Raw genomic sequence first — 23,210 nt, forward strand, 5'->3', positions numbered from 1 at the left:
GCGCGCTGGCACGCCGTCAACTGAGCGCGGCACGCGCTTCGCGCGCGGTGGCGGACACCGGCACCACATTGCCGGGCGCGCCTTCGGCATGCGCCTGCGCGGCCAGCCGCGCGGCAAAGTAATCGACGGTGCGGCGCAGGCCGTCTTCGAGCGCGGTGTGCGGCTCCCAGCCCAGCAGCTGGCGCGCCAGCGTGATGTCGGGGCAGCGCTGGTGCGGGTCGTCGGCTGGCAGCGGGCGCATCTCGATGCGCGATCGCGAGCCGGTGGCGCGCAGCACCGCCTGCGCGATCTCGAGCATGGTGGTCTCGCAGGGGTTCCCCAGGTTGACCGGGGTGCCGCCCGCGGGAGCTTCCATCAGCCGGACCAGCGCGTCGACCATGTCGTCGACATAGCAGAAGGCGCGCGTCTGCGAACCGTTGCCGTAGACCGTCAGCGGTTGGCCGGCCAGCGCCTGGGTGATGAAGTTCGAGACCACGCGGCCGTCGGCCGGGTGCATGCGCGGCCCATAGGTGTTGAAGATGCGCGCGATGCGCACGTCCAGCCCGTGCTGGCGATGGTAGTCCATGAACAGGGTCTCGGCGCAGCGCTTGCCTTCGTCATAGCAGGAGCGGATGCCTACCGGATTGACGTGGCCCCAGTAGCCTTCCTGCTGCGGATGGTGCTCGGGGTCGCCATAGACTTCGCTGGTCGAGGCCTGCAGGATGCGCGCCCTGAGCCGCTTGGCCAGTCCCAGCATGTTGATGGCGCCGTTGACGCTGGTCTTGGTGGTCTGCACCGGGTCGTGCTGGTAGTGCACCGGCGAGGCCGGGCATGCGAGGTTGTAGATCTCGTCGACTTCCACATACAGCGGGAAGGTGACGTCGTGCCGCAGCAGCTCGAAATTGGTCCGGCCCAGCAGGTGCGCGATGTTCTCCTTGGTGCCCGTGTAGAAGTTGTCCACGCACAGCACGTCCTGCCCGGCGCGCACCAGCCGCTCGCACAGGTGCGAGCCGAGGAATCCCGCGCCGCCGGTGACCAGGATGCGCTTGCGATCGCTTTCCTTCATTTCTGCTCTCCTTGCATTGCTTGCTCATGCGGGCCGGTCGTGTCCGCCGCTCGTGTCTACATCAGGCCGCGGCGCGGCGGGCCCCGGCCTGCAGCACGGGCGCGCCGGCGCAGACGCGCGCATAGACCGCCTCCATCTGCCGCGCCACGCCGGCCCACGTGAAATGCGCCTGCGCACGGCGCCGGCCCGCTTCGCCCAGCCTGCGCGCCAGCGCCGGATTGGCCGCCAGCTGCGCCAGCCGCGCCGCCAGCGCCGCCGGCGCCTTGGGCGGCACCAGGAAGCCGGTGTGCCCGTCCACCACGGTGGAGCGGATGCCGCCGACGTCGGCGCCGATCACTGGCGCGCCGCACGCCATCGCCTCCACCGGCGTGATGCCGAAGGGCTCGTACCACGGCGTGGTCACGAAGACATCGGCGGCGCTGTAGAACAGCCGCAACGTGTCGCGCCCGCGCCGGCCGGTAAACACCACGCGTTCGGCCACGCCCTCGGCGCTGGCCACGTCCTGCAGCCGGCCGATTTCCGGCGTGGCCTGCACGCTGGGCTGTTCCGAGTTGCCGCCGACCACGTACAGGGTGGCGTCGAGGCCGGTGTCGCGGCGCAGGCAGCCCAGCGCACGGATCACGTTGTCGATGCCCTTGCGCGGCACCAGCCGGCCCAGCTGCAGCACGCGGAAGCCATGCTGCGGCCAGCCCAGTGCGCGCCGCGCCGCATCGCGCGGCACCGGCGCGAACTCGTCCGCGTCGAAGCCGCACGGCACGGTCTGCACGCGCGCGGGATCGGCGCTGTACAGGTTGACCAGGTCGTCCAGGTCCTGCGGGCACTCCGCCACCACACAGTCGGCCTCGCGCACCAGCGTGTCCTCGATGCCGAAGCGGTCGTCGGGGAAGCCGTCGGTGCTGCCCTGGTGCAACCGGCGCACCTTGCCCAGCGCATGGAAGGTCATCACCAGCGGGATGCCGAGGGTGTGGCGCGCGCGCAGCGCGGCCAGCCCGGACATGAAGAAGTTGGCATGGAGCACGTCGTAGCCGGTGGCATCGCCGCGCACGAAGTCGGCCAGGAACGCGCCGAAGTCCTCCATATACGGCAGCAGCTGTTCCTTGGGGATCTGCACCGGCGGCCCGGCGGTAACGTGGATCACGCGCACATTGGGCGCGAACGACACCACCTCGGGCAACAGCGCCTTGTCGCGCCGGGTGAAGACATCGACCTGGTAGCCGCGGCTGCCAAGCTGCCTCGCAAGATGCGCCACATAGATGTTCTGGCCGCCGCAATCGGTGCTGCCGACACTGGCGAGTGGCGAGGCATGTTCGCTGATCAGCGCGATCTTGCGCATGGTGGGCTCCGGTATTTTTGTGGCCGTGCCCGCAACGCGGACAGGGGCCGGGAGGTGGTGGCCCCTGCAGCTAGCGTGCCAATGCAGGCGTCGCCGCCACACACTTCGTTTCCGTGCACACGGAACCGATGGAGAAGCGATATAGCGGTTCTCGCCCTGCATGCATCACCGCATAGCGCAGAAGACGCACCGGGTGCGCCGGCATGCAGTTTGGTCATTCTTACGCCGCCCCTTTGTAATTTGCGCTTACCGATCTTTCATTTGCCGTCCTGCATTGCGCAGCGTTGCAACCGGCCCGATGTTTGCTGTGTCGATGGCGCCCATGCAGGTCTTGCTGCACGCGCTGCGCGCGTTCCGGTGGCGGCCTGCCCTTCAACCATCGATGGAGTTGCCCATGCCCATGACCCCCGATGCGGGCCAGCCGCCCCGCGCCTCCCATGCCGGCGCCAGCCGCTTCAGCGATCCCGCCGCGGCGCGGCGCGCGGTCGAGCTGGCGCTGCCGATGCTGCAGGCCTCGCTGCGCGACAAGGCCGTCGGCGAAAGCGGCTGCATGCATGTGGTCGTGATGGATCCGACGCTGCAGCCGGGCGATTGCGCCTTCGAGGAGGCGATCCTCTATGAGCATTCGCTGCCGTCGCGCGAGGCCTGGGATGCCGACTACAGCCGCTATGCGCGCGCCAAGGCCAGCCTGAGCTGGCGCACCGGCATGGCCAGCGCGCAGGTGGTGCACTGCAGCCCGCACCGGCTGCGCAGCGACGACACCCTGCTCGGCGGCGCGGTCGTGGTGGATGGCATCGTCGTCGCCGTCAGCGGCGCCAACGCGTGGTACGACGAGGCCTTTGCCGGCTGCGTGGCGATGCTGCTGCGGGCCGTGGCGCAGGGGTCCTGCATGCGTGCGCAGCCGGCCGGCTGATGCCGGCCGCCGCGCGCTCGCCTGACTGTTGGCACACATTTCGCACCGGAAGCAAGCCTGCGCACCCGGCAATGCTCGCGCTGATCGCGGGTTGCCGCAGCCGACAGGGTGCCGGCACCGATGTCCGATTCGTTGTCCGATTCGTTGTCCGATTCATCGTCCGAACCACAGTCCATCACACACCGATCGCCAGGGAACCACCATGCCTACTTCGCATTCGCCACGACGCGCCGCGCATACCGAAGCCGCCACGCTGCTGCAGCACCGCACCTATCTCGTCAGCGGCGCGGGCCGGGGCCTGGGCGCAGCCATCTGCCGCACGCTGGGCGCAGCCGGCGCCGCCGTGATCGTGGCCGATATCGACGACAAGCTTGCGCGCGACAGCGCCGGCGTGCTGGCCGAGGCCGGCGCGCAGGCGTGGCCGCTGCACCTGGATGTCTCCGACCCCGCTTCCGTGCGCGCCGCCTTCGAAGCCGTGCGCGCGCGCGGCACGCGCCTTGACGGCATCGTCAACAACGCCGCCATCGACATCACGCTGCCGGTGGACGAGGTCGATGCGGAGACCTGGCGCAAGGTGCTGATGGTCAACCTGTACGGCCCCTACCTGATGGCGCATGCCGCCGTGCCGGTGCTGAAGGCGCAGGGCGGGGGGCATATCGTCAACATCGCCTCGACCGCGTCCAAGCGCGCATGGCCCAATGCCTCGGCCTACCACGCCACCAAGTGGGGCCTGCTGGGCTTCTCGCATGCGCTGCATGCGGAACTGCGGCCGCACGGTATCAAGGTGTCGGCGATCGTCGCGGGCGGCATGCGCACGCCGTTCCTGCTCGACCGCTTTCCCGATATCGACCAGGGCAACCTGCAGGATCCGGCCAATGTCGCCAACGCGGTGCGCTTCGTGCTGACGCAGCCGGAAGAAACCGTGATCCCCGAGGTGATGGTTCTGCCGATGAAGGAGACCTCGTGGCCATGAGCCCCGCACCCCCGCTACGCGCGGCCGTGCTGCTGGACAAGGACGGCACGGTGCTGGACGACGTCCCCTACAACGTCGATCCGGCGCGCATGCGGCTTGCGCCAGGCGCCGCCGCCGCGCTGCGGCTGCTGGGCGGCCTGGGCCTGCCGCTGGTGGTGGTGACGAACCAGCCCGGGGTGGCTCATGGCCTGCATACCGAGGCCGAACTGGTGCCGGTGCGCGAACGGCTGGCGGCGATGTTTGCCGAGCATGGCGCTACGCTGAGCGGCTTCCTGTACTGCCCGCACCATCCCGAGGGGAAAGTGGCGCCCTACGCGCGCGCGTGCCTGTGCCGCAAGCCCATGCCCGGCCTGCTGCTGCAGGCGGCTGTGGCGTGGCGGCTCGACCTGGCGCGGTGCTGGATGATCGGCGACATCCTCAATGACGTCGAGGCCGGCAACCGCGCGGGCTGTACCACCGTGCTGGTCGACTGCGGCAACGAGACCGAATGGCAGCTGTCGCCTGCGCGCCAGGCCGACTACGTGGTGCCCGCGCTGGACGCTGCCGCGCGCCTGGTGGTTGCGCGCATCCGGGCCGCGCAGCAGGCCGGCGCAGCAGCATCGACGGCCGCATCACCATGCCATGCGGAGGCGCCATGAACTGGCAATCCGCGCGCAGCGTGCTGTGCGTGCGCCTCGACAATATGGGCGACGTGCTGATGAGCACGCCGGCGATGCAGGCGCTGGCCGATGCGCTGCCCGGCCGCCGGCTGACGCTGCTGACTTCGCACAGCGCGGCGGCACTGGCGCCGCACCTGCCGATGGTCAGCCGCGTGCTGGCCTGGGACGCGCCCTGGGCAAAGCACGCCGAGTCCCACGCGGCACCGGCGCCCGGGCCGGAGATTGCCGCGTGCGCGCGCTGGCTGGCGCGCTTTCGTTTCGACGCGGCGGTGATCTTTACCGTCTACAGCCAGAGCCCCTTGCCCGCCGCGGTGCTGTGCGCGCTGGCGGGCATTCCGCTGCGGCTGGCCTGCTGCCGCGAGAACCCCTACACGCTGCTGAGCGACTGGGTGCCGGATACCGAGCCCGGCACGCAGCCTGGCCAGCGTCCGCGCCACGAGGCGCAGCGCCAGCTCGACCTGGTGGCGCAGGTGGGAGCGATGCCACGCGATACGCGCCTGCGTTTTCGCGTGCTGGCGTCGGACCGCGGCGCGGTTGCCGGGCGCCTGGCCGCGATCCGCGGCGGCCGCAGCGGGCCGGTGGTGGTGGTGCATCCCGGCGCCAGCGCGCCGTCGCGGCGCTGGCCGCCGGCGCGTTTTGCCCAGGTGGCGCACGCGCTCGCGGTGAAGGCCGGCGCGCACGTGCTGGTGACCGGCGATGCCGCCGAGCACGACATCGTGCGCGCGGTCTGCGCCGCCGCCGGCCACGCGTGCGTGGTACCGCTCGCCGGCGCCTTGCGCCTGGGCGAAATGGGCGCGCTGCTGGAAGCCGCCGACCTGCTGGTGTCGAACAACACCGGGCCGGTCCACCTGGCCGCCGCGCTGGGCACGCCGGTGGTCGACCTGTACGCGCTGACCAACCCGCAGCACACGCCGTGGCAGGTGCCGCACCGCACCCTGTTCGCCGATGTGCCGTGCCGCTATTGCTACAAGAGCATGTGCCCGCAGGGACACCATCGCTGCCTGGAAGACGTGCCGGCCGCCCACGCGGTGCAGGCCGCGCTGGCGCTGCTGGGCAGCACGCCCGACAGCCTGCCCGCGGTCGAACTGCCGTGGCCGGGCGCGGGCGCGGCCGCAGCGGCGCCAGCCGGGTTCGATGCCCTGCCGGCGATGCCGGACGACGGTGCAACCCGCCACCTCCCACACGACGAGGCCGACCATGTACACCCTTGGCATTAACGCCGCCTACCATGACTCAGCCGCCTGCCTGGTGCGCGATGGCGAGGTCATCGCCGCGGCGGAGGACGAGCGCTTCACCCATATCAAGCACGGCAAGCGCCCGGTGCCGTTCACGGCGTGGGAGCTGCCGTTCCACGCCATCGACTATTGCCTGGGCGAGGCCGGCATCGCGCTGCGCGATGTCGACCATGTCGCCTATGCGTTCGACCCCGCGCTGATGCTGGGCGCGCGCCGGCATGACGCCACCGTGACGCTGCCGCTGGAGCCGTCGGCGCACGGCGCCGCCAGTGGGCACGAGTCGCCGTGGGATCCGCTGTTCCTGTCGTACGTGGTCAACGCGCCGCGGCAACTGGCCAGCGGCGCGCCGCACCACCTCGCCGCGCGCTTTCGCGGCGTGCGCCACGACGGGCCGTTCCGCTGGCATTTCGTCGAGCACCACATGGGGCATGAAGCCAGCGCCTTCCTGGCGGCGCCGTTCGCGCGCTGCGCGGTGCTGACCATGGACGGCCGCGGCGAGCGCGCCACCACCAGCTACGGCGTGTTCGACGGCAAGGAGTACCGGCGCATCAAGCAGATCGACCTGCCGGACTCGCTCGGCCTGCTGTACGAACGCGTTACGCGCCACCTGGGCTTCCTGCATTCGTCGGACGAGTACAAGGTGATGGCGCTGGCCTCGTACGGCAAGCCTGCGCACCTTGGCGTGTTCCGCGACATGGTCCGGCGCGATGCCGAAGGCGGCTACCGCGTGGCGCAGCCCGACCTGGAAGCGTTGCTTGGGCCGCCGCGGCAGCGCGGCGAGGCCTTCGGCGCCGCGCATTTCGATATCGCGCGCTCGCTGCAGGAGGTGCTGGAGGAAACCGTGGTCGGCATGACCACCTGGCTGGCCGAGGCCACCGGCGAACGGCAGCTGGCCATGGCCGGCGGCGTGGCGCTGAACTGCGTGATGAACGCGCGCGTGCGCGACCAGAGCCCGTTCGACGAGGTCTGGGTGCAACCGGCTGCGGGCGACGCCGGCACCGCGCTGGGCGCGGCGCTGTGGATCGACTTCCTGCAGCGCGGACGCCCGGCGCGGCAATGGTCGATGGAACACGCCTACCTGGGGCCGGCGTATGGCGAAGACGAGATCGCGGCCTTCCTTGACTGGGCCAAGCTGCCTTACCGCCGGCTCGACGACCTGGCCGGGCAGACCGCCGAGCTGCTGGCGCAGAACAAGATCATCGGCTGGTTCCAGGGCCGCATGGAGTTCGGCCCGCGCGCGCTGGGCGCGCGCTCGATCCTGGCCTCGCCGATCGATCCCGGCATGCAGCAGCGGCTGAACCAGATCAAGGACCGCGAAGACTTCCGCCCGGTGGCGCCGGTGGTGATGCAGGAGCGCGCGCCGGAGTGGTTCAGCGCGGCCAGGCCCGGCCGCGGCGAAGCGCCGTTCATGCTGTTCATCTACGACGTTCGTCCCGAGCAGGCGGCCCGCATCCCCGCGGTCTGCCACGTCGACGGCACCGCGCGCGTGCAGACCGTGCGCCGCGAGCAGAACCCCGCCTACTACGATTTGCTGGCCGCGTTCGAGCGCCGCACCGGCGTGCCGATCCTGGTCAACACCTCGTTCAACACGCGCGGCGAGCCCATCGTGTGCACGCCGCGCGATGCGGTCGAGTGCTTCTGGACCTCGCCGCTGGACGCGCTGGTGATCGGCCCGTTCCTGCTGGAGAAACCCGGCGCCGCAGGCGCCCAGGGACAGACGGGAGGCGCCCATGGACAGGGCTGAGCCCAGGGTCGCGGTGGTGGTGCCCACCTGGCGCCGGCCGGCGCTGCTGGCGCGCTGCCTGCAGGCGCTGTGCGCGCAACGCCTGCCCGCGCAGGCATACGAGATCATCGTTGCCGACGATGGCTGCGAGGCTCGCATCGAACGGCTGGTGGCGCTGATGGCCGCGCAGCATCCGCACCATGCGCTGCGCTATGTGCCGGTGCCGGGCACGCAGGGGCCGTCGGGCGCGCGCAATGCGGGCTGGCGCCGCGCGCGCGCGTCCGTGATTGCCTTTACCGACGACGACACCGTGCCCGATCCGAGCTGGCTCGAAGCCGGCTGCGCCGCGCTCGCGGCGCAGCCGGAATGCTGCGCCGTGGCCGGCACCGTGCACGTGCCGCTGCCGGCGCGGCCGACCGACCACGAGCGCGATACCGGCGGCCTGGCGCACGCCGAGTTCGTCACCGCCAACTGCTTTGTCCGGCGCGACGCGCTGCTGCGCATCGGCGGCTTCGACGAGCGCTTTACGCGCGCGTGGCGCGAGGATTCGGACCTGCAGTTCCGGCTGATGCAGCAGGTCTGCCCGGTGGGGCGCGCGCCCGCGGCCGTGGTGGCGCATCCGGTCCGTCCGGCCGCATGGGGCAGCAGCGTCGCGGCGCAGGCTAAGGTGTACTTCGACGCGCTGCTGTACAAGAAGCATCCGCGCCTGTACCGGCAGCGCATCCGCCGCGTGCCGCCCTGGCATTACTACGTGACGGTGCTGGCGCTGCTGGCCACGCCGATCGCATGGTTGGCGGGCGCGCCGGTGGTGGCCGCGGCGGCGGGCCTGCTGTGGCTCGGACTGACCGCGGCATTCTGCGCGCGGCGCCTGCGCGGCGCGGCGCTGACGCCGGCCCATGTGGCCGAGATGGCGTTCACCTCGATGCTGATCCCGCCGCTGTCGCTGTACTGGCGGCTGCGCGGCGCGCTGGCGTTCCGGGTGGTGTTCCTATGAACGCACGCGTCGAGCCGCTCACGGCCTTGCCCCTCGCCCGGCATCCGCAGCAAGCGGCGCGACGCCGTGCGGCGCCGGTGCGCGTGCGGCGCATTGCGGTGTTCCGCGCGCTGCAGCTCGGCGACATGCTGTGCGCGGTGCCGGCGCTGCGGGCGTTGCGCGCGGGCGAGCCCGAGGCCCGCATCACGCTGATCGGCCTGCCGTGGGCGCAGGAGTTCGTGTCACGCTTCAGCGCGCTGGTGGACGATTTGATGGTGTTTCCCGGCGCACCGGGTATGCCGGAACAACCTTGCACCGAGGCCGCCGCGGGCCCGTTCTACGCCGCGGCGCACGCGGCGCGCTTTGACCTGGCGATCCAGCTGCACGGCAGCGGCGCGCTCACCAACGCCGTGGTGCAGCGGCTGGGCGCCCGGCGCATGGCCGGCTTCTGTCCGGACCCCGCCGCGGCGCGCTGCAGCCGCGCCGGCGTGCTGGTGCCGTGGCCGCAGGGCCACGAGGTCGAGCGGCTGCTGGCGCTGATGCAGGCGCTGGGCTATCCGTGCGCGGACCGCAGCCTGGCGTTTCCGCTGCGCCCGCTCGACCACGCCAGCTGGCGGATGCTGGCCGCCGAGCATGGATTGGTTGCCGGCGAATACGTGTGCCTGCACGCGGGCGCGCGCATGCTGTCGCGGCGCTGGCCGGTGGAGCGCTTTGCCGAGGCCGGGCGCGCGCTGCGGCGCCACTGGAAGGTGGTGCTGACCGGTAGCCGCGACGAGGCCGCGCTGGTGGCGCAGCTGGCGCGGCGCCTGGGCAAGCCGGTGGTCAACCTGTGCGGGCAGACCGCGCTGGGCACGCTGGCCGCACTGATCCGTGACGCGCGCCTGCTGCTGTGCAATGACACCGGCGCCTCGCATATTGCCGCGGCGGTGGGCACGCCCAGCGTGGTGGTCTCGTGCGGCAGCGACAGCGCGCGCTGGGCGCCGCTCGACACCACGCTGCATCGCGTGCTTGCGGACCAGCCGCCATGCCGCCCATGCATGCACCAGCGCTGCCCGCTGGCCGGTCATCCGTGCGCGTCGAATATCAGCGTGGCCAGCGTGGTGGAGGCCGCGCTGGCGCTGGCGGCCCGGGAGCGCGGCCATGGCTAGGCGGCTGCGCATCCTGACCTGGCACGTGCACGGGAACTACCTGTATTACCTGTCGCAGATCCCGCACGAGCTGTACCTGGTCACGCGCGCTGACGGCACGCCCGGCTATGCCGGCGTCGGCGGCGCGTTGCCGTGGGGCGCCAACGTGCACGAGGTGCCCTACGACGCGGTCCCGGCCGGCCGCTTCGACTGCGTGCTGTACCAGCACCGGCACCATTACGAGCATGACCGCGTCGACCTGCTCAGCGCGGCGCAGCGCGCGCTGCCGGCGATCTACCTGGAACACGATCCGCCGCAGGAACACCCGACCAACACGCGCCATCCGGTGCAGGATCCGTCGATGCTGCTGGTGCACGTGACGCCGTTCAACGCGCTGATGTGGGACAGCGGGGTCACGCCGTGCCGCGTGATCGAGCACGGCGTGCTGGTCGACGAGGCGGTGCGCTACAGCGGCGAACTGGCGCGCGGCATCAGCGTGGTCAACCACCTGTCGCGGCGCGGCCGCCGGCTCGGCGCCGACCTGTTCGCGCGCGTGCGCGAGCAGGTGCCGCTCGACCTGGTCGGCATGGCGGCGCAAGAGGCGGGCGGACTGGGCGAGATACCCAACCCGCAACTGGCGGCGTTCGTCGCGCGCTACCGCTTCTTCTTCAACCCGATCCGTTACACCAGCCTGGGGCTGGCGGTGGTGGAGGCGATGATGCTGGGGGTGCCGGTGGTCGGCCTGGCCACCACCGAACTGGCCACGGTGATCCAGAGCGGCAACAACGGCTATGTCGATACGCGCGTCGAGGTGCTGGTCAGCGTGATGCGCGAGCTGCTGGACGATCCGGAACTGGCGCGCGCCTGGGGCGAGCGCGGCTGCCGGGTGGCGCGCGAGCGCTTCGGCATCGGCCGCTTCGTGGCGGAGTGGGACGAGACCCTGCGCGCGGTCTGTGCGTGACCGCACAACGCCCGCGCTAGCCCGGCCCGCCGTTGCCGCGCAGGCGCGCGCGGCTACCCGACGACGCCGTGCAGCACACCAGGTAGTAGGCGCGCTTGAACTGCAGCGCCGCTTCCAGCCGGCGTCCGGCGGCGGCTTCGGCAAACGCTGCCTGCAGGCAGCGTTCGATGCTGTCGGCGGTGCCGTCCTGCTCGAATAGCCCCGGCGCGCGCTGCTCCCATAGCCGCATCAGCACCGCACGGCGCTGCGCCAGCGTATGCGGCGGCCAGCCGTGGTCGCGGCTGAGCAATTCCAGCCGCGTCGCCAGCAGCGTTTCGAGCAGCAGCGTGGGCCGGGCAACGCGCGCGGGCAGCGCCGTGGCGTCGGGCGATCCGCTGGCATCGACCAGTGCCGCGGGCAGGTCGGCGGCGTTGGGCGGGCGATCGGTCATGGCAGCCAGCCGGATCTGGACGGGCGCGGCACGAGCGTGCCTCGCGTGGCGGCGGCGGGTTTCATTCCGTCGCCGTTTCGGTGGCGGATTCTTCGGCGTCGGCCAGGGCGATGGCGGCTGCGCGCTGCGCCAGTGGCTCGGCGGCACGGATGCGCAGCACGGTCTGGCGCGACGTGTTGAAGCGCCGCGCGGTCTCGCTGACCGAATAGCCTGCCGACAGCGCGCTCAGGATGGCGTGGCGCTGCTCGGGCGAGTGCTTGGGCGGACGGCCCACCTGGCGCCCCATGGCCTTGGCCGCGGCCAGGCTCTCGCGCACGCGCACGCTGCGGGTGGCGCCTTCGAGCGCGGCGACCGCGCGCAATACCTCGACCGCTTCGGGCGGCGTCGCGCTGGCAAGGTCAGCGCGCGACAGCTGCACGCAGTACAGCGCCACGCCCAGCAGGCGAAAGCGCCGGACCGTGGCCAGCACTTCGGGCACGCTCCAGCCCAGGCTGCACAACCGCAGCGCAACCACCGCGTCGCCCGGCTGCACCTGGTGCTGCAGCGCGCGCAGGCGCGGGCGCTGCAGTGCCGGCACCGAGGCGGGCGCGGCCTCCCAGTACACGTGTTGCGGGTCGACGCCATAGCCGGCGGCGCTGGCGGCCTGCAGTTCATCCTGGACCGCCGATGCGGCATCGGCGCAATTGGAGTAGAGGAAGGTGGTCGGCATGATGGGGTCGGACGGCGCGCGCGCCGCACGCATTTGGGAGAGCGCTCCGGACAGTGGATTCTGTTCCGGCGGGTTGCGCGATCACGCAACGGTTACCGTGGCTGCCGCAACTTTCATGCCGCGCGGCCGGCCTGCCCTTCGTCTCCCCATCAAAGCGGCGCAACGTTATACCTGTGCGCAAAGACGATGCGCGCACGCCATGCACGGCCCCACGCGCCGCCGCGGGCACAATTACAAGACTTCGCGCAGGAATTGCAATGCGTCGCAGGCCGCCCCGCCGCGCGCGCGCCACGGCGCCTGATGCGGTGCGGGCACGGAACCTGCCTGCCTTGCGAGGCGAAGCCGGAGTGCCGGCTCCCCCACCAGGAGAGAACCGTGGACAAATCCAAGATCCCCGCAGACCAGGCCGAGGCACTCGGTGCCTTGATGGACGACCATCGCGCCGTCAAGAAGCAATTCAAGGCGTTCAAGGACACCGACGACCGCGACGAGAAGGAATCGATTGCGCTCGACGTGTGCCACCAGCTCACGGTGCACGCCACCATCGAGGAAGAAATCTTCTATCCGGCGTTGCGCGGCGTCAGCGATGAGATCGACAGCATGCTGGACGAGGCCCAGGTCGAGCACCAGGTCGCCAAGGACCTGATCGCCGCGATCGAGGAAGATCCCGCCGGCGACATGCTCGAGGCCAATTTCACGGTGCTGTCGGAATATGTTTCCCATCACGTCGAGGAAGAGGAAGGCGAGCTGTTCAAGAACGTGATCAAGGAAAAGGTCGAGCTGCGCGACGTGGCGCAGACCATGGCTGCGCGCAAGGAAGAGTTGATGCGCGAGACCGCTTAAGGCTGCGGTACTGCGGCGGCGCGGGGCGTGCGCGGCGCCCCGCCGCTTCAGCGGATTTGAAGAAGTCGCACAAGCCGGGGTGCACCACGCGCCCCGGCCGGCCGTTACCATCACGCACCGTTTCCCTGCCGTGCCGTGACTGCCCCATGACCTTTGTCGTGACGGATGCCTGCATCCAGTGCCGCCATACCGACTGCGTCGAAGTCTGCCCGATGTCGTGTTTCCACGAAGGGCCGAACTTCCTGGCCATCGATCCCGACCAGTGCATCGACTGCTCGATGTGCGTGCCGTTGTGCCCGGTCGGCGCAATCTATTCCGAGCATGACCTGCCCGAGGAACAGCGCCATTTCCTTGCGCTCAACGCCGAGCTGTCGCGGCGGCCGGACTGGCTGCCGCTGACGAAGGCGAAGGGACCGCTGCCGGACCACCAGCAGTGGGCCGGCCACGCTGACCGCCTGTCGTTGCTGCAACGCTAGCGCGGCGGCGTGTCGCGGTAGTCCGGGAAGGCTTCGGCCAGGGTCTGCACGGTGCCGGTCAGGGTGCCGTCATAGCCGGGCAGCGCATTGACGCGCTGGCGGAAGGCCTCGCTGGTCAGCGCGCCGACCGCACCGGCGAGCGCTGCGCTGCGCAGCTTGGCGCGCTCGATCGCAAAGAAGTAGCGCTCCTTGATTACCGGCACGAAGGCCAGCCCGAAGCGGCGCGCCGCGGTCTCGACGCCGAAGCCGACGTCGGCCATGCCGCTGCCGATATAGGCCGCCACCGCCGCGTGGGTGAATTCCCCGTTGCTGTAGCCCTCGATGCGCGCGCCGTCGATGCCGCGCGCCGCCAGCATCAGGTCCAGCAGCAGCCGCGTGCCGGAGCCGACCTGCCGGTTGACGAAGCGCACTTCGCGCCGGGTCAGGTCCTCGAGCGTGTGGATGCCGAGCGGGTTGCCCGGCCGCACGAACAGTCCCTGGCTGCGCACCGCGAGATGCACCAGGCAGTGGGTCTCGGGCTTGAGCCAGGTGGTGAAGTGGCGCCACATGCCGTGCTCGAACTCGCCCACCGGCACATGGAAGCCGGCGATGTCGCAGGCGCCTTCGGCCAGCGCCGCCACGGCCTCGACGCTGCCGCAGTACTTCAGGTCGTGCCGCACCTGCTGCTCGTCGAGGAAGTCGCGCAGCGCCGCCACCGCGAAGCCGTGGCTGGCATGCAGCCGCGCCGTGGCCTCGGGCTGCGCCATCAGCTTCTTCAGCTCGATCTCCAGCTCGGACGCCAGGCTGTCCAGTGTCGGCGACAGCCGCGCGCCGATCCGCTTGCTGGCCCACACCAGCTGCTGCGCCAGCGGCGTCAGCGCGCTGCCGCGCCCGCGGGTCTTGTCGATCAGCGGGCCGCCGAACAGCGCCTCGGCATCGCGCAGGATGCCCCAGGCATAGCGGTACGACAGCGACACCGCCTGGGCCGACTGGCTGATGCTGCCGGATTCGCCGATATGGCCGAGCAGGGCCACCAGGCGCGACACGTCCAGCGACTCGGCGCCCGGCCGGGCGTCGTCCCGGATCTGCAGGTGGGGTTGGATCGAGATGCGGATCATATGTAGAAAATAGCTTATTGAAGGGCCGCTGTCACTCTCATATAGTCCGCCTAACGGGCAAAACGGCGAAGCGGTAGCCCGGAAATAGGAAAAAAATAGCATATAAGCGGGACCCGGCAGGCACTTTGGCCGGTCCTGGCGAGCCCTCACAGGAGACGCCATGCCAGACATCGCCCCCCACGCACCCCGTGCCTCCGGTGCCGCGGCATCGCCCGATGCCGCGCACATCGCCGCCATCGTCGCGGCACGCCAGCACATGCCGGGCGCCTTGCTGCCGATCCTGCACGAGATCCAGGACACCCAGGGCTTTATTCCCGACACCGCCGTGCCCGTGATCGCGCGCGCGCTGAACCTGTCGCGCGCCGAGGTGCATGGCGTGATCACCTTCTACCATCACTTCCGCCAGCAGCCCGCCGGCCGCCACGTGGTGCAGGTGTGCCGCGCCGAGGCGTGCCAGGCGGTCGGCGCCGAGGCGCTGGCCGAGCACGCGCAGCGCGCGCTGGGCTGCGGCTTCCATGAAACCAGCGCGGACGGGCAGGTGACGCTGGAGCCGGTCTATTGCCTGGGCCAGTGCGCCTGCGGCCCGGCAGTGATGGTCGGCGAGCAACTGCACGGCTATGTCGATGCGGCGCGCTTCGACGCGCTGGTGCGCGCGCTGCGCGCGTCGCCCAACCCGGCCACCCCGGCCACCCCGGCAGAAACGGAGGCGCAGGCATGAGCAAGGTCACCACTCTCTTCGTGCCGCGCGATTCCACCGCGCTGGCGCTGGGCGCAGACGAGGTCGCGCGCGCGATCGCCAGCGAAGCCGCCGCGCGCGGCGAAGCCGTGCGCATCGTGCGCAACGGTTCGCGCGGCATGTTCTGGCTCGAGCCGCTGGTCGAGGTGCAGACCGATGCCGGCCGCGTGGCCTATGGTCCGGTCGGCGCGGCCGACGTGCCGGGGCTGTTCGATGCCGGCCTGCTGCAGGGCGGCGCGCACGCGCTGGCGCACGGCCCGACCGACGAGATCCCGTTCCTGCAGCGGCAGGAGCGCCTGACCTTCGCCCGCGTCGGCATCACCGACCCGCTGTCGCTGGACGACTACCGCGCGCACGAGGGCTACGCCGGCCTGGAACGCGCGCTGGCGATGCCGCCCGCCGCGATCGTGCAGGAGGTCACCGACTCCGGCCTGCGCGGCCGCGGCGGCGCGGCGTTCCCGACCGGCATCAAGTGGAAGACCGTGCTCGGTGCCCGGTCCGCAACCAAGTACATCGTCTGCAACGCCGACGAAGGCGACTCCGGCACGTTCTCCGACCGCATGGTGATGGAAGACGATCCCTTCATGCTGATCGAAGGCATGACCATCGCCGGCCTGGCGGTGGGTGCGGAGCAGGGCTACATCTACTGCCGCTCCGAGTACCCGCATGCGATCGCCGTGCTGGAAAGCGCGATCGGCATCGCCAGCGCCGCGGGCTGGCTCGGCGACGACATCCGCGGCAGCGGCCGGCGCTTTCATCTCAAAGTGCGCAAGGGCGCCGGCGCCTATGTCTGCGGCGAGGAAACCGCGCTGCTGGAGAGCCTGGAAGGCCGGCGCGGCGTGGTGCGCGCCAAGCCGCCGCTGCCGGCGCTGAAGGGCCTGTTCGGCCAGCCCACGGTGATCAACAACGTGATCTCGCTGGCCACGGTGCCGGTGATCCTGGCGCGCGGCGCGCAGTACTACCGCGACTTCGGCATGGGCCGCTCGCGCGGCACGCTGCCGTTCCAGCTGGCCGGCAACATCAAGCGTGGCGGGCTGGTGGAGAAAGCGTTCGGCGTCACGCTGCGCGAGCTGCTGGTCGACTACGGCGGCGGCACCCGCAGCGGCCGCGCGATCCGCGCGGTGCAGGTGGGCGGGCCGCTGGGCGCCTACCTGCCCGAGTCGCGCTTCGACGTGCCGCTGGACTACGAAGCCTATGCCGCGTTCGGCGGCGTGGTCGGCCACGGCGGCATCGTGGTGTTCGACGAGACCGTCGACATGGCGAAGCAGGCGCGCTACGCGATGGAGTTCTGCGCGATCGAATCGTGCGGCAAATGCACGCCGTGCCGGATCGGCTCGACCCGCGGCGTCGAAGTGATGGACCGCATCATCGCCGGCGAGCAGCCGGTGCGGCATGTGCAGCTGGTGCGCGACCTGTGCGACACCATGCTCAACGGCTCGCTGTGCGCGATGGGCGGCATGACGCCGTACCCGGTGCTGTCCGCGCTGAACGAATTCCCCGAGGACTTCGGCCTCGCATCCAATCCGGCCAGGGCCGCCTGAGCCAGGTCCAGCACAGACACGGGAGACAAAGCGCCATGAATGCCCGCAACGAGATTGATTTCGGCACACCCGCCAGCCCATCGGCCGAACTGGTCACCCTGGAGGTCGACGGCGTCAGCGTTACCGTGCCGGCCGGCACCTCGGTGATGCGCGCCGCGATGGAGGCGCAGATCGCCGTGCCCAAGCTGTGCGCCACCGACAGCCTGGAAGCCTTCGGCTCGTGCCGGCTGTGCCTGGTCGAGATCGAGGGGCGGCGCGGCTATCCGGCCTCGTGCACCACGCCGGTGGAAGCCGGCATGAAGGTCAAGACCCAGAGCGACAAGCTCGCCGACCTGCGCCGCGGCGTGATGGAGCTGTATATCTCCGACCACCCGCTCGATTGCCTGACCTGCCCCACCAACGGCAATTGCGAGCTGCAGGACATGGCCGGCGTGGTCGGCCTGCGCGAGGTGCGCTACAACGACGGCGGCCCGCAGGCCGCATCGAGCGTGCCGACCGCGACGCACACGCGGATGGAGAAGGACGAGTCCAATCCTTACTTCACCTACGATCCCTCCAAGTGCATCGTCTGCAACCGCTGCGTGCGCGCCTGCGAGGAAACCCAGGGCACCTTCGCGCTGACCATCAGTGGACGCGGCTTCGATTCGCGCGTCTCGCCCGGCACCAGCCAGCCGTTCATGGAGTCGGACTGCGTCTCGTGCGGCGCCTGCGTGCAGGCCTGCCCGACCGCGACGCTGACCGAGACTTCCGTCATCAGGCTGGGCCAGCCCTCGCACAGCACCGTGACCACCTGCGCCTATTGCGGCGTGGGCTGTTCGTTCAAGGCCGAGATGAAGGGCAATGAAGTGGTGCGCATGGTGCCGTACAAGGACGGCAAGGCCAACGAGGGCCACGCCTGCGTCAAGGGCCGCTTTGCCTGGGGCTACGCCACGCACAAGGACCGCATCCTCAAGCCGATGATCCGGGCGAAGATCACCGACCCGTGGCGCGAGGTGTCGTGGGAAGAGGCGATCGACTATGCCGCGTCCGAATTCAAGCGCATCCAGGCACAGCACGGCAAGGACTCGATCGGCGGCATCGTGTCGTCGCGCTGCACCAACGAAGAAGGCTACCTGGTGCAGAAGCTGGTGCGCGCCGCGTTCGGCAACAACAACGTCGACACCTGCGCGCGCGTGTGCCATTCGCCGACCGGCTACGGGCTGAAGCAGACCCTGGGCGAATCGGCCGGCACGCAGACCTTCAAGTCGGTCGAGAAGGCCGACGTGATCATGGTGATCGGCGCCAACCCGACCGACGGCCACCCGGTCTTTGCCTCGCGCATGAAGAAGCGCCTGCGCGCGGGCGCCAGGCTGATCGTGGTCGACCCGCGCCGCATCGACCTGGTCGATTCGCCGCATATCCGCGCCGACTTCCACCTGCAGCTGCGCCCCGGCACCAACGTCGCGCTGGTGACGTCGCTGGCGCACGTGATCGTCACCGAAGGGCTGCTCAACGAAGGCTTTATCGCCGAGCGCTGCGAGGACCGCGCGTTCGGGCAGTGGCGCGACTTTGTCGCGCTGCCGGAGAACTCGCCCGAGGCCATGGAGAGCGTGACGGGCATTCCCGCCGACCAGCTGCGCGGCGCAGCGCGCCTGTACGCGACCGGCGGCAACGCCGCGATCTACTACGGCCTGGGCGTGACCGAGCATGCGCAAGGCTCGACCACCGTGATGGGCATCGCCAACCTCGCCATGGCCACCGGCAATATCGGCCGCGAGGGCGTGGGCGTGAACCCGCTGCGCGGGCAGAACAATGTGCAGGGCTCGTGCGATATCGGCTCGTTCCCGCATGAACTGCCGGGCTATCGCCATGTGTCGGACTCGACCGTGCGCGGCCTGTTCGAAGATGCCTGGAAGGTCGAGATCAGCCCCGAGCCTGGCCTGCGCATTCCCAACATGTTCGAGGCCGCGCTGGCGGGCAGCTTCAAGGGCCTGTACTGCCAGGGCGAGGACATCGTGCAGTCGGACCCGAACACGCAGCACGTGTCCGAGGCGCTGTCGTCGATGGAATGCATCGTGGTGCAGGACATCTTCCTGAACGAGACCGCCAAGTACGCGCACGTGTTCCTGCCGGGCTCATCCTTCCTGGAAAAGGACGGCACCTTTACCAACGCCGAGCGCCGCATCTCGCGCGTGCGCAAGGTAATGCCGCCCAAGGCGCGCTATGCCGACTGGGAGGCCACCATGCTGCTGGCCAATGCGCTCGGCTATCCGATGGACTACCAGCATCCGTCCGAGATCATGGACGAGATCGCGCGGCTGACGCCGACCTTCGCCGGCGTCAGCTACCAGCGCCTGGAGGAGTTGGGCAGCATCCAGTGGCCGTGCAATGCCGACGCGCCCGAAGGCACGCCGACCATGCATATCGACGCCTTCGTGCGCGGCAAGGGCAAGTTCATCATCACCAAATACGTGCCCACCACCGAGAAGGTCACGCGCGCCTTCCCGCTGATCCTGACCACCGGTCGCATCCTGTCGCAGTACAACGTCGGCGCGCAGACGCGGCGCACCGACAACGTCCACTGGCATGCCGAGGACCGGCTCGAGATCCATCCGCACGACGCCGAAGAGCGCGGCATCAAGGACGGCGACTGGGTCGGGGTGCAGAGCCGCGCCGGCGACACCGTGCTGCGCGCCATCGTCAGCGAGCGCATGCAGCCGGGCGTGGTCTACACCACATTCCACTTCCCCGAGTCGGGCGCCAACGTGATCACCACCGACAACTCCGACTGGGCCACCAACTGCCCCGAGTACAAGGTCACCGCGGTGCAGGTGCTGCCGGTGGCGCAGCCGTCGGCATGGCAGCGCCAGTACCAGGACTTCAACGCCACGCAGCTGCGGCTGCTGGAGGCGGCCAGCGCCGACCCGGCGCAGGCCGCGGGCTGAGCGGAGGGCCACGCGATGATGCGCTGCATGCAGTCGCCGCAACGCGATCCGGCCGCGGCCGAGGACGCCGCAACCGTGACCCACAGCACCTTCGCCGTCAACCGCTGGCGCGGCGGCGAGCTGATGCTGGGGCCCGACGAAGTGGCCGAGGAGGTGCCGGTGGCGCTAGAGTACAACGGCATCTCGCATGCGGTGATGCTGGCGACGCCGGCCGACCTGGAAGACTTCGCGCTCGGCTTCAGCCTGAGCGAAGGCATCGTCGGCAGCGCGGGCGAAGTCTATGACATCGAGATCGACGCGCGCGAGCACGGCATCGCGGTGCAGCTCGAGATTGCATCGGAAGCCTTCATGCGGCTCAAGGGCCGGCGTCGCGCGCTAGCGGGGCGCACCGGCTGCGGCTTGTGCGGCACCGAATCGCTGGAACAGGTGATGCGGACCCCCGCGCCGGTACACAGCACCGCGAGCTTCCATACCGACGTGATCCAGGCCGCCTTCGTCCAGCTGCAGCTGCGCCAGGCCCTGCAGCGCCATACCGGCGCGACCCACGCCGCCGCCTGGCTGCGCGCCGACGGCCATGTGTCGCTGGTGCGCGAGGACGTGGGCCGCCACAACGCGCTCGACAAGCTGGCCGGCGCGCTGGCCCGCAGTGGTGAGGACATCGCCGGCGGCGCGGTGCTGGTAACCAGCCGCGCCAGCTATGAAATGGTGCTGAAAACCGCCGCGATCGGCGCGGGCGTGCTCGCGGCCGTTTCAGCACCGACCGCGCTGGCCGTGCGGCTCGCCGAACAGGCCAATATCACGCTGGCAGGCTTCGTGCGCGCCGGCGCGCACGTGGTCTACGCCCACCCCCAACGACTGCAGCACGGCAGCACCCAGGAGAGCCTGGCATGAAGATCGACAACCTCGTCACCATGGCCAACCAGATCGGCAGCTTCTTCGAAGCCATGCCGGATCGCGAGGAAGCCGTTTCGGATATCGCCGGGCATATCAAGCGGTTCTGGGAACCGCGCATGCGCCGGGCGTTGCTGGGGCATTTCGATGCCGAGGCCGGCAGCGGGCTGCTGGAGATCGTGCGGGAGGCGCTGGGCCGGCACCGGGCCATGCTGGAGTAGCAGGCGAGCTTGCCGGCGTCGCTCAGCGCAGCCGCAACGGCTCCAGCAACGCCCCGTCATACTCGCCCCGCGAAATCCGCCCCAGTTCCAGCATCCGTTGCAGGATATACACCTGCCGCTGGCGCGCGCGCCGGGGATTCGCCACCGGGTTGTTCGCCGACGGTGCCTTCGGCAGGCCCGCCAGCATCGCGCACTCGGCCAGCGTCAGCTGGTCCAGCCGCTTGCCGAAGTAGGTCCGCGCGGCATCGGCAAAGCCGTAGGCGCCCTGTCCCAGGTAGATCTTGTTCAGGTACAGCTCGAGGATCTCGTCCTTGCTCAGGGCCTTTTCGATGCGGTAGGACAGCAATACCTCGTACAGCTTGCGCGTGTAGGTCTTCTCGCGCGACAGGTAGAAATTGCGCGCGACCTGCATGGTGATGGTCGAAGCCCCCTGCGACAGTTCGTCCGACAGGTTGGCTACGCCGGCGCGGATCACGCCGACATAGTCGATGCCGTCATGCAGGTAGAAGCGTTCGTCCTCGATCGCCACCACCGCCTCGGTCAGCGCGCGCGGCATCCTTTCGATGGGCACGTAGTCCGGCGTATTGCGAAAGGCGGTGAGCGCGTCGAGCGACGGCAGCTGCCGGTTGGCGGCGAGGATGGCGATGGCGGCCAGCAGCGCGCCGCCGATCGCGGCGAGCAGCAGCAGCTTGAGCAGGGCGGAGCACAGGCGTTTCATGGCGCGTATTGTGCCAGCCGCCGCGCGCCCCGCGCGAGCCCGCGGGTTTTGCCTATATCCAGCCCAGCCAGCGCCAGTAGGTCGCGGCGAACAGCAGCATCATGGCGTAGCCGACGATCGTGACCGGGATGCCGATGCGCGCGAACTGCCGCCCGTTGAAGGTCTCGGTGCCCAGGCACACCATGTTCTGCGGGGCGTTGATCGGCAGGATAAAGCCGAAGCTGACGGTAAAGCCCAGCAGCATGGTGATGCCGACGCGGTTGATGTCGCCGGGCAGGGTCTGCAGCACCGAGATCAGGATCGGCAGCAGCGCCGCGGTCAGCGCGGTGGCGCTGGCAAAGCCCAGGTGGATCAGGATCAGGAAGGCCGACAGGATCGCAAACACCAGCAGCGCCCCGTGCGCCGCCAGCCCCGAATGCGTGACCACGAACTGGCCCAGCCACTGTCCGGCCTGGGTCGACAGCAGCGCGGTGCCCAGGCTGATGCCCACCCCGAACACGATCAGCGTGCCCCACGGCGTGCGCTGCTGCATGGTCTTCCAGTCCATCACGCCGAGGCGCGGCAGCATCAGGCTCACCAGACCGACGAAGGTCACGGTGGCGGTGTCGAAGCTGTGCAGCTTGCCCTCGGTGGCCCAGAACAGCAGCAGGCCCAGCGACACCGCGGCCAGCCGCTTCTGCGGGCCGCTCATCGGGCCGAGCGCCGACAGCTCGCGCTGCACCGCCTCCTTGCCGCCGGGAATGGCCTCGGTCTCGGCCGGCAGCAGCCAGCGCACCAGCACATAGAGCACCACCGACATCGCCACCGCCCATGGCGCGCCCGCGATCAGCCATTGCAGCCAGGTGACGCGCTCGCCCAGCAGCTTGTCCATGAAGCCGACCGTCAGCAGGTTCTGCGCGGCGGCGGTCTGGATGCCGACGTTCCAGATGCTGGTGGCCTGCGCCACCGTGATCATGATGCCGGCGGCGATATTGGACTTCTTGTCGACGCCGAACGCTGCGATCACGCCCATCATGATCGGCACCACGCAGGCGCTGCGCGCGGTGGCGCTCGGCACCACCAGGCTCAGCGCGATGGTGACGGCGATGGTGCCGATCAGGATGCGGCGCGTGCTGGTGCCGATTGCCGACAGCGTCACCAGCGCGATGCGCCGGTCGAGTCCGGTCACTGTCATCGCCGCGGAAATAAACAGCGCCGCCGCAACCAGCGCCAGCGCGGTGTTGGAGAATCCGGCCAGCGCCATGCCCAGTGCCTTCGACGTGCCGTATTGCACCGAGGGGTCATTCACGGTCGGCGCAAAGCCGATCAGCCCGGCCATCAGCGAGGTGATCATGATGGCGCTGGTTTCGTACGACACCGCCTCGGTGATCCACACCACGATGGCGAACGCCAGGATCGCCAGCATGCGCTGGCCGGCAATGGTGAGGCCGTCGGGCTGCGGCATCGCCAGCACCGCGATCAGCGCGGCGGCGGCTGCGAACAGGCCCCAGTGCAGGGTCAGCCTGGGTGTGGCGGCGGGTGCTGGTGTGGGCACTGGTGTGCCAGCTGGTGTGGCCACGGCAGGGGTGGCAGGGGCGGGCGGCTGGGAGGCGGGAAGTTCTGGCATTGCCGACATTCCTTGTAGTTCGACCTGTCTTAAATTTTCCGGCGCGCAGCGGGCGATGTCGAGGACGGCGAAGGGA

At 70.1% G+C, this 23,210-nt stretch carries 22 protein-coding genes; 15 read left to right on the forward strand and 7 right to left on the reverse strand.

The annotated features are described in order from the left end of the window. Positions 1–16: 16 nt before the first annotated feature. Together A2G96_RS04280 and A2G96_RS04285 are read right to left on the reverse strand one after the other, a co-directional pair. Positions 17–1,045, reverse strand: a complete 1,029-nt coding sequence (locus A2G96_RS04280; RefSeq protein WP_062797072.1) for a UDP-glucuronic acid decarboxylase family protein — start codon at positions 1,043–1,045, stop codon at positions 17–19. Positions 1,046–1,106: 61 nt separating this feature from the next. Beyond that, the gene (locus A2G96_RS04285; RefSeq protein ID WP_062797074.1) at positions 1,107–2,378 is read right to left on the reverse strand and encodes a glycosyltransferase family 4 protein; all 1,272 of its coding nucleotides are present in this window, start codon (positions 2,376–2,378) and stop codon (positions 1,107–1,109) included. Between the two features lie 400 nt (positions 2,379–2,778). On the opposite strand from A2G96_RS04285, the gene A2G96_RS04290 reads away from it, so the two are divergent. The 8 genes from A2G96_RS04290 (at position 2,779) to A2G96_RS04325 (ending at position 10,942) form a co-directional block, all read left to right on the forward strand. Then, positions 2,779–3,291 carry a hypothetical protein gene (locus tag A2G96_RS04290; RefSeq protein WP_062802049.1) on the forward strand — a complete coding sequence of 171 codons (513 nt, stop codon included), beginning with the start codon at positions 2,779–2,781 and terminating at the stop codon, positions 3,289–3,291. A gap of 202 nt (positions 3,292–3,493) precedes the next feature. Then, a complete protein-coding gene (locus A2G96_RS04295; protein ID WP_150124047.1) occupies positions 3,494–4,264 on the forward strand; it encodes an SDR family oxidoreductase in 771 nt (256 codons plus the stop codon). Next, positions 4,261–4,902, forward strand: coding sequence for a D-glycero-alpha-D-manno-heptose-1,7-bisphosphate 7-phosphatase (locus tag A2G96_RS04300; protein WP_082818840.1), 642 nt, complete (start codon positions 4,261–4,263; stop codon positions 4,900–4,902). The genes A2G96_RS04295 and A2G96_RS04300 overlap by 4 nt, the downstream gene beginning before the upstream one ends. After that, complete coding sequence (locus tag A2G96_RS04305) at positions 4,899–6,140, forward strand: glycosyltransferase family 9 protein (protein WP_062797078.1); 1,242 nt, start codon at positions 4,899–4,901, stop codon at positions 6,138–6,140. The genes A2G96_RS04300 and A2G96_RS04305 overlap by 4 nt, the downstream gene beginning before the upstream one ends. Next, positions 6,121–7,902 carry a carbamoyltransferase family protein gene (locus A2G96_RS04310; protein WP_062797080.1) on the forward strand — a complete coding sequence of 594 codons (1,782 nt, stop codon included), beginning with the start codon at positions 6,121–6,123 and terminating at the stop codon, positions 7,900–7,902. The genes A2G96_RS04305 and A2G96_RS04310 overlap by 20 nt, the downstream gene beginning before the upstream one ends. Continuing rightward, positions 7,889–8,875 (forward strand): glycosyltransferase family 2 protein, encoded by a 987-nt coding sequence (locus A2G96_RS04315; protein ID WP_062797082.1) that lies wholly within the window; start codon positions 7,889–7,891, stop codon positions 8,873–8,875. The genes A2G96_RS04310 and A2G96_RS04315 overlap by 14 nt, the downstream gene beginning before the upstream one ends. Positions 8,876–9,000: 125 nt before the next feature. Then, complete coding sequence (locus tag A2G96_RS04320) at positions 9,001–10,002, forward strand: glycosyltransferase family 9 protein (protein WP_231909651.1); 1,002 nt, start codon at positions 9,001–9,003, stop codon at positions 10,000–10,002. Further along, complete coding sequence (locus tag A2G96_RS04325; protein WP_062797084.1) at positions 9,995–10,942, forward strand: glycosyltransferase family 4 protein; 948 nt, start codon at positions 9,995–9,997, stop codon at positions 10,940–10,942. Before A2G96_RS04320 ends, A2G96_RS04325 begins: the two co-directional genes overlap by 8 nt. 16 nt (positions 10,943–10,958) lie before the next feature. Here the strand turns inward: A2G96_RS04325 and A2G96_RS04330 are convergent, their stop codons facing one another. Beyond that, the gene (locus A2G96_RS04330) at positions 10,959–11,372 is read right to left on the reverse strand and encodes a hypothetical protein (RefSeq protein WP_062797086.1); all 414 of its coding nucleotides are present in this window, start codon (positions 11,370–11,372) and stop codon (positions 10,959–10,961) included. Between the two features lie 61 nt (positions 11,373–11,433). Further along, entirely contained in the window at positions 11,434–12,081 is a 648-nt protein-coding gene (locus A2G96_RS04335; RefSeq protein ID WP_062802052.1) for a recombinase family protein, read from the reverse strand. A gap of 375 nt (positions 12,082–12,456) precedes the next feature. Here A2G96_RS04335 and A2G96_RS04340 point away from each other — a divergent pair, with 375 nt between their 5' ends. Together A2G96_RS04340 and fdxA are read left to right on the forward strand one after the other, a co-directional pair. Further along, positions 12,457–12,924: a hemerythrin domain-containing protein gene (locus A2G96_RS04340; RefSeq protein ID WP_062797088.1), complete on the forward strand. Its 468-nt coding sequence runs from the start codon at positions 12,457–12,459 to the stop codon at positions 12,922–12,924. Between the two features lie 146 nt (positions 12,925–13,070). Beyond that, the gene (fdxA, locus tag A2G96_RS04345) at positions 13,071–13,400 is read left to right on the forward strand and encodes a ferredoxin FdxA (protein ID WP_062797090.1); all 330 of its coding nucleotides are present in this window, start codon (positions 13,071–13,073) and stop codon (positions 13,398–13,400) included. On the opposite strand, the gene A2G96_RS04350 is transcribed toward fdxA, so the two are convergent. Further along, the gene (locus A2G96_RS04350; protein ID WP_062797093.1) at positions 13,397–14,497 is read right to left on the reverse strand and encodes a substrate-binding domain-containing protein; all 1,101 of its coding nucleotides are present in this window, start codon (positions 14,495–14,497) and stop codon (positions 13,397–13,399) included. The two genes, fdxA and A2G96_RS04350, sit on opposite strands and share 4 nt — an antisense overlap. A 160-nt stretch (positions 14,498–14,657) precedes the next feature. On the opposite strand from A2G96_RS04350, the gene A2G96_RS04355 reads away from it, so the two are divergent. Genes A2G96_RS04355 through A2G96_RS04375 form a run of 5 tightly spaced genes read left to right on the forward strand, consistent with a single transcriptional unit; the run spans position 14,658 to position 20,810 of the window. Then, positions 14,658–15,215, forward strand: a complete 558-nt coding sequence (locus A2G96_RS04355) for a formate dehydrogenase subunit gamma (RefSeq protein WP_062797095.1) — start codon at positions 14,658–14,660, stop codon at positions 15,213–15,215. Then, complete coding sequence (locus A2G96_RS04360) at positions 15,212–16,774, forward strand: formate dehydrogenase beta subunit (RefSeq protein ID WP_062797097.1); 1,563 nt, start codon at positions 15,212–15,214, stop codon at positions 16,772–16,774. Before A2G96_RS04355 ends, A2G96_RS04360 begins: the two co-directional genes overlap by 4 nt. Positions 16,775–16,809: 35 nt before the next feature. Next, a complete protein-coding gene (fdhF, locus tag A2G96_RS04365; RefSeq protein WP_062797099.1) occupies positions 16,810–19,698 on the forward strand; it encodes a formate dehydrogenase subunit alpha in 2,889 nt (962 codons plus the stop codon). 15 nt (positions 19,699–19,713) lie between these two features. Then, positions 19,714–20,589 (forward strand): formate dehydrogenase accessory sulfurtransferase FdhD, encoded by an 876-nt coding sequence (gene fdhD, locus A2G96_RS04370; protein ID WP_062797101.1) that lies wholly within the window; start codon positions 19,714–19,716, stop codon positions 20,587–20,589. Next, positions 20,586–20,810 carry a formate dehydrogenase subunit delta gene (locus A2G96_RS04375; protein ID WP_062797103.1) on the forward strand — a complete coding sequence of 75 codons (225 nt, stop codon included), beginning with the start codon at positions 20,586–20,588 and terminating at the stop codon, positions 20,808–20,810. The genes fdhD and A2G96_RS04375 overlap by 4 nt, the downstream gene beginning before the upstream one ends. Positions 20,811–20,832: 22 nt before the next feature. Here the strand turns inward: A2G96_RS04375 and A2G96_RS04380 are convergent, their stop codons facing one another. After that, on the reverse strand, positions 20,833–21,528 hold the full coding sequence (locus A2G96_RS04380; RefSeq protein WP_062797104.1) for a transglycosylase domain-containing protein: 696 nt from the start codon (positions 21,526–21,528) through the stop codon (positions 20,833–20,835). A gap of 52 nt (positions 21,529–21,580) precedes the next feature. Then, the gene (locus tag A2G96_RS04385) at positions 21,581–23,134 is read right to left on the reverse strand and encodes a DASS family sodium-coupled anion symporter (protein WP_174549291.1); all 1,554 of its coding nucleotides are present in this window, start codon (positions 23,132–23,134) and stop codon (positions 21,581–21,583) included. Positions 23,135–23,210: the final 76 nt, after the last annotated feature.

It is taken from the genome of Cupriavidus nantongensis (assembly GCF_001598055.1).
GTDB lineage: Bacteria > Pseudomonadota > Gammaproteobacteria > Burkholderiales > Burkholderiaceae > Cupriavidus > Cupriavidus nantongensis.

Bases quoted from the DNA above. Each gene is read 5' to 3' on its own strand.
- A2G96_RS04300 (WP_082818840.1), top strand. From the start codon at position 4,261: ATGAGCCCCGCACCCCCGCTACGCGCGGCCGTGCTGCTGGACAAGGAC.
- A2G96_RS04305 (WP_062797078.1), top strand. From the start codon at position 4,899: ATGAACTGGCAATCCGCGCGCAGCGTGCTGTGCGTGCGCCTCGACAAT.
- A2G96_RS04330 (WP_062797086.1), bottom strand. From the start codon at position 11,372: ATGACCGATCGCCCGCCCAACGCCGCCGACCTGCCCGCGGCACTGGTC.
- A2G96_RS04355 (WP_062797095.1), top strand. From the start codon at position 14,658: ATGCCAGACATCGCCCCCCACGCACCCCGTGCCTCCGGTGCCGCGGCA.
- A2G96_RS04380 (WP_062797104.1), bottom strand. From the start codon at position 21,528: ATGAAACGCCTGTGCTCCGCCCTGCTCAAGCTGCTGCTGCTCGCCGCG.
- A2G96_RS04385 (WP_174549291.1), bottom strand. From the start codon at position 23,134: ATGCCAGAACTTCCCGCCTCCCAGCCGCCCGCCCCTGCCACCCCTGCC.
- A2G96_RS04335 (WP_062802052.1), bottom strand. From the start codon at position 12,081: ATGCCGACCACCTTCCTCTACTCCAATTGCGCCGATGCCGCATCGGCG.
- A2G96_RS04320 (WP_231909651.1), top strand. From the start codon at position 9,001: ATGCTGTGCGCGGTGCCGGCGCTGCGGGCGTTGCGCGCGGGCGAGCCC.
- A2G96_RS04360 (WP_062797097.1), top strand. From the start codon at position 15,212: ATGAGCAAGGTCACCACTCTCTTCGTGCCGCGCGATTCCACCGCGCTG.
- fdhF (WP_062797099.1), top strand. From the start codon at position 16,810: ATGAATGCCCGCAACGAGATTGATTTCGGCACACCCGCCAGCCCATCG.
- A2G96_RS04285 (WP_062797074.1), bottom strand. From the start codon at position 2,378: ATGCGCAAGATCGCGCTGATCAGCGAACATGCCTCGCCACTCGCCAGT.
- A2G96_RS04310 (WP_062797080.1), top strand. From the start codon at position 6,121: ATGTACACCCTTGGCATTAACGCCGCCTACCATGACTCAGCCGCCTGC.
- A2G96_RS04325 (WP_062797084.1), top strand. From the start codon at position 9,995: ATGGCTAGGCGGCTGCGCATCCTGACCTGGCACGTGCACGGGAACTAC.
- fdhD (WP_062797101.1), top strand. From the start codon at position 19,714: ATGATGCGCTGCATGCAGTCGCCGCAACGCGATCCGGCCGCGGCCGAG.
- A2G96_RS04350 (WP_062797093.1), bottom strand. From the start codon at position 14,497: ATGATCCGCATCTCGATCCAACCCCACCTGCAGATCCGGGACGACGCC.
- A2G96_RS04315 (WP_062797082.1), top strand. From the start codon at position 7,889: ATGGACAGGGCTGAGCCCAGGGTCGCGGTGGTGGTGCCCACCTGGCGC.
- A2G96_RS04375 (WP_062797103.1), top strand. From the start codon at position 20,586: ATGAAGATCGACAACCTCGTCACCATGGCCAACCAGATCGGCAGCTTC.
- A2G96_RS04295 (WP_150124047.1), top strand. From the start codon at position 3,494: ATGCCTACTTCGCATTCGCCACGACGCGCCGCGCATACCGAAGCCGCC.
- A2G96_RS04280 (WP_062797072.1), bottom strand. From the start codon at position 1,045: ATGAAGGAAAGCGATCGCAAGCGCATCCTGGTCACCGGCGGCGCGGGA.
- fdxA (WP_062797090.1), top strand. From the start codon at position 13,071: ATGACCTTTGTCGTGACGGATGCCTGCATCCAGTGCCGCCATACCGAC.
- A2G96_RS04290 (WP_062802049.1), top strand. From the start codon at position 2,779: ATGACCCCCGATGCGGGCCAGCCGCCCCGCGCCTCCCATGCCGGCGCC.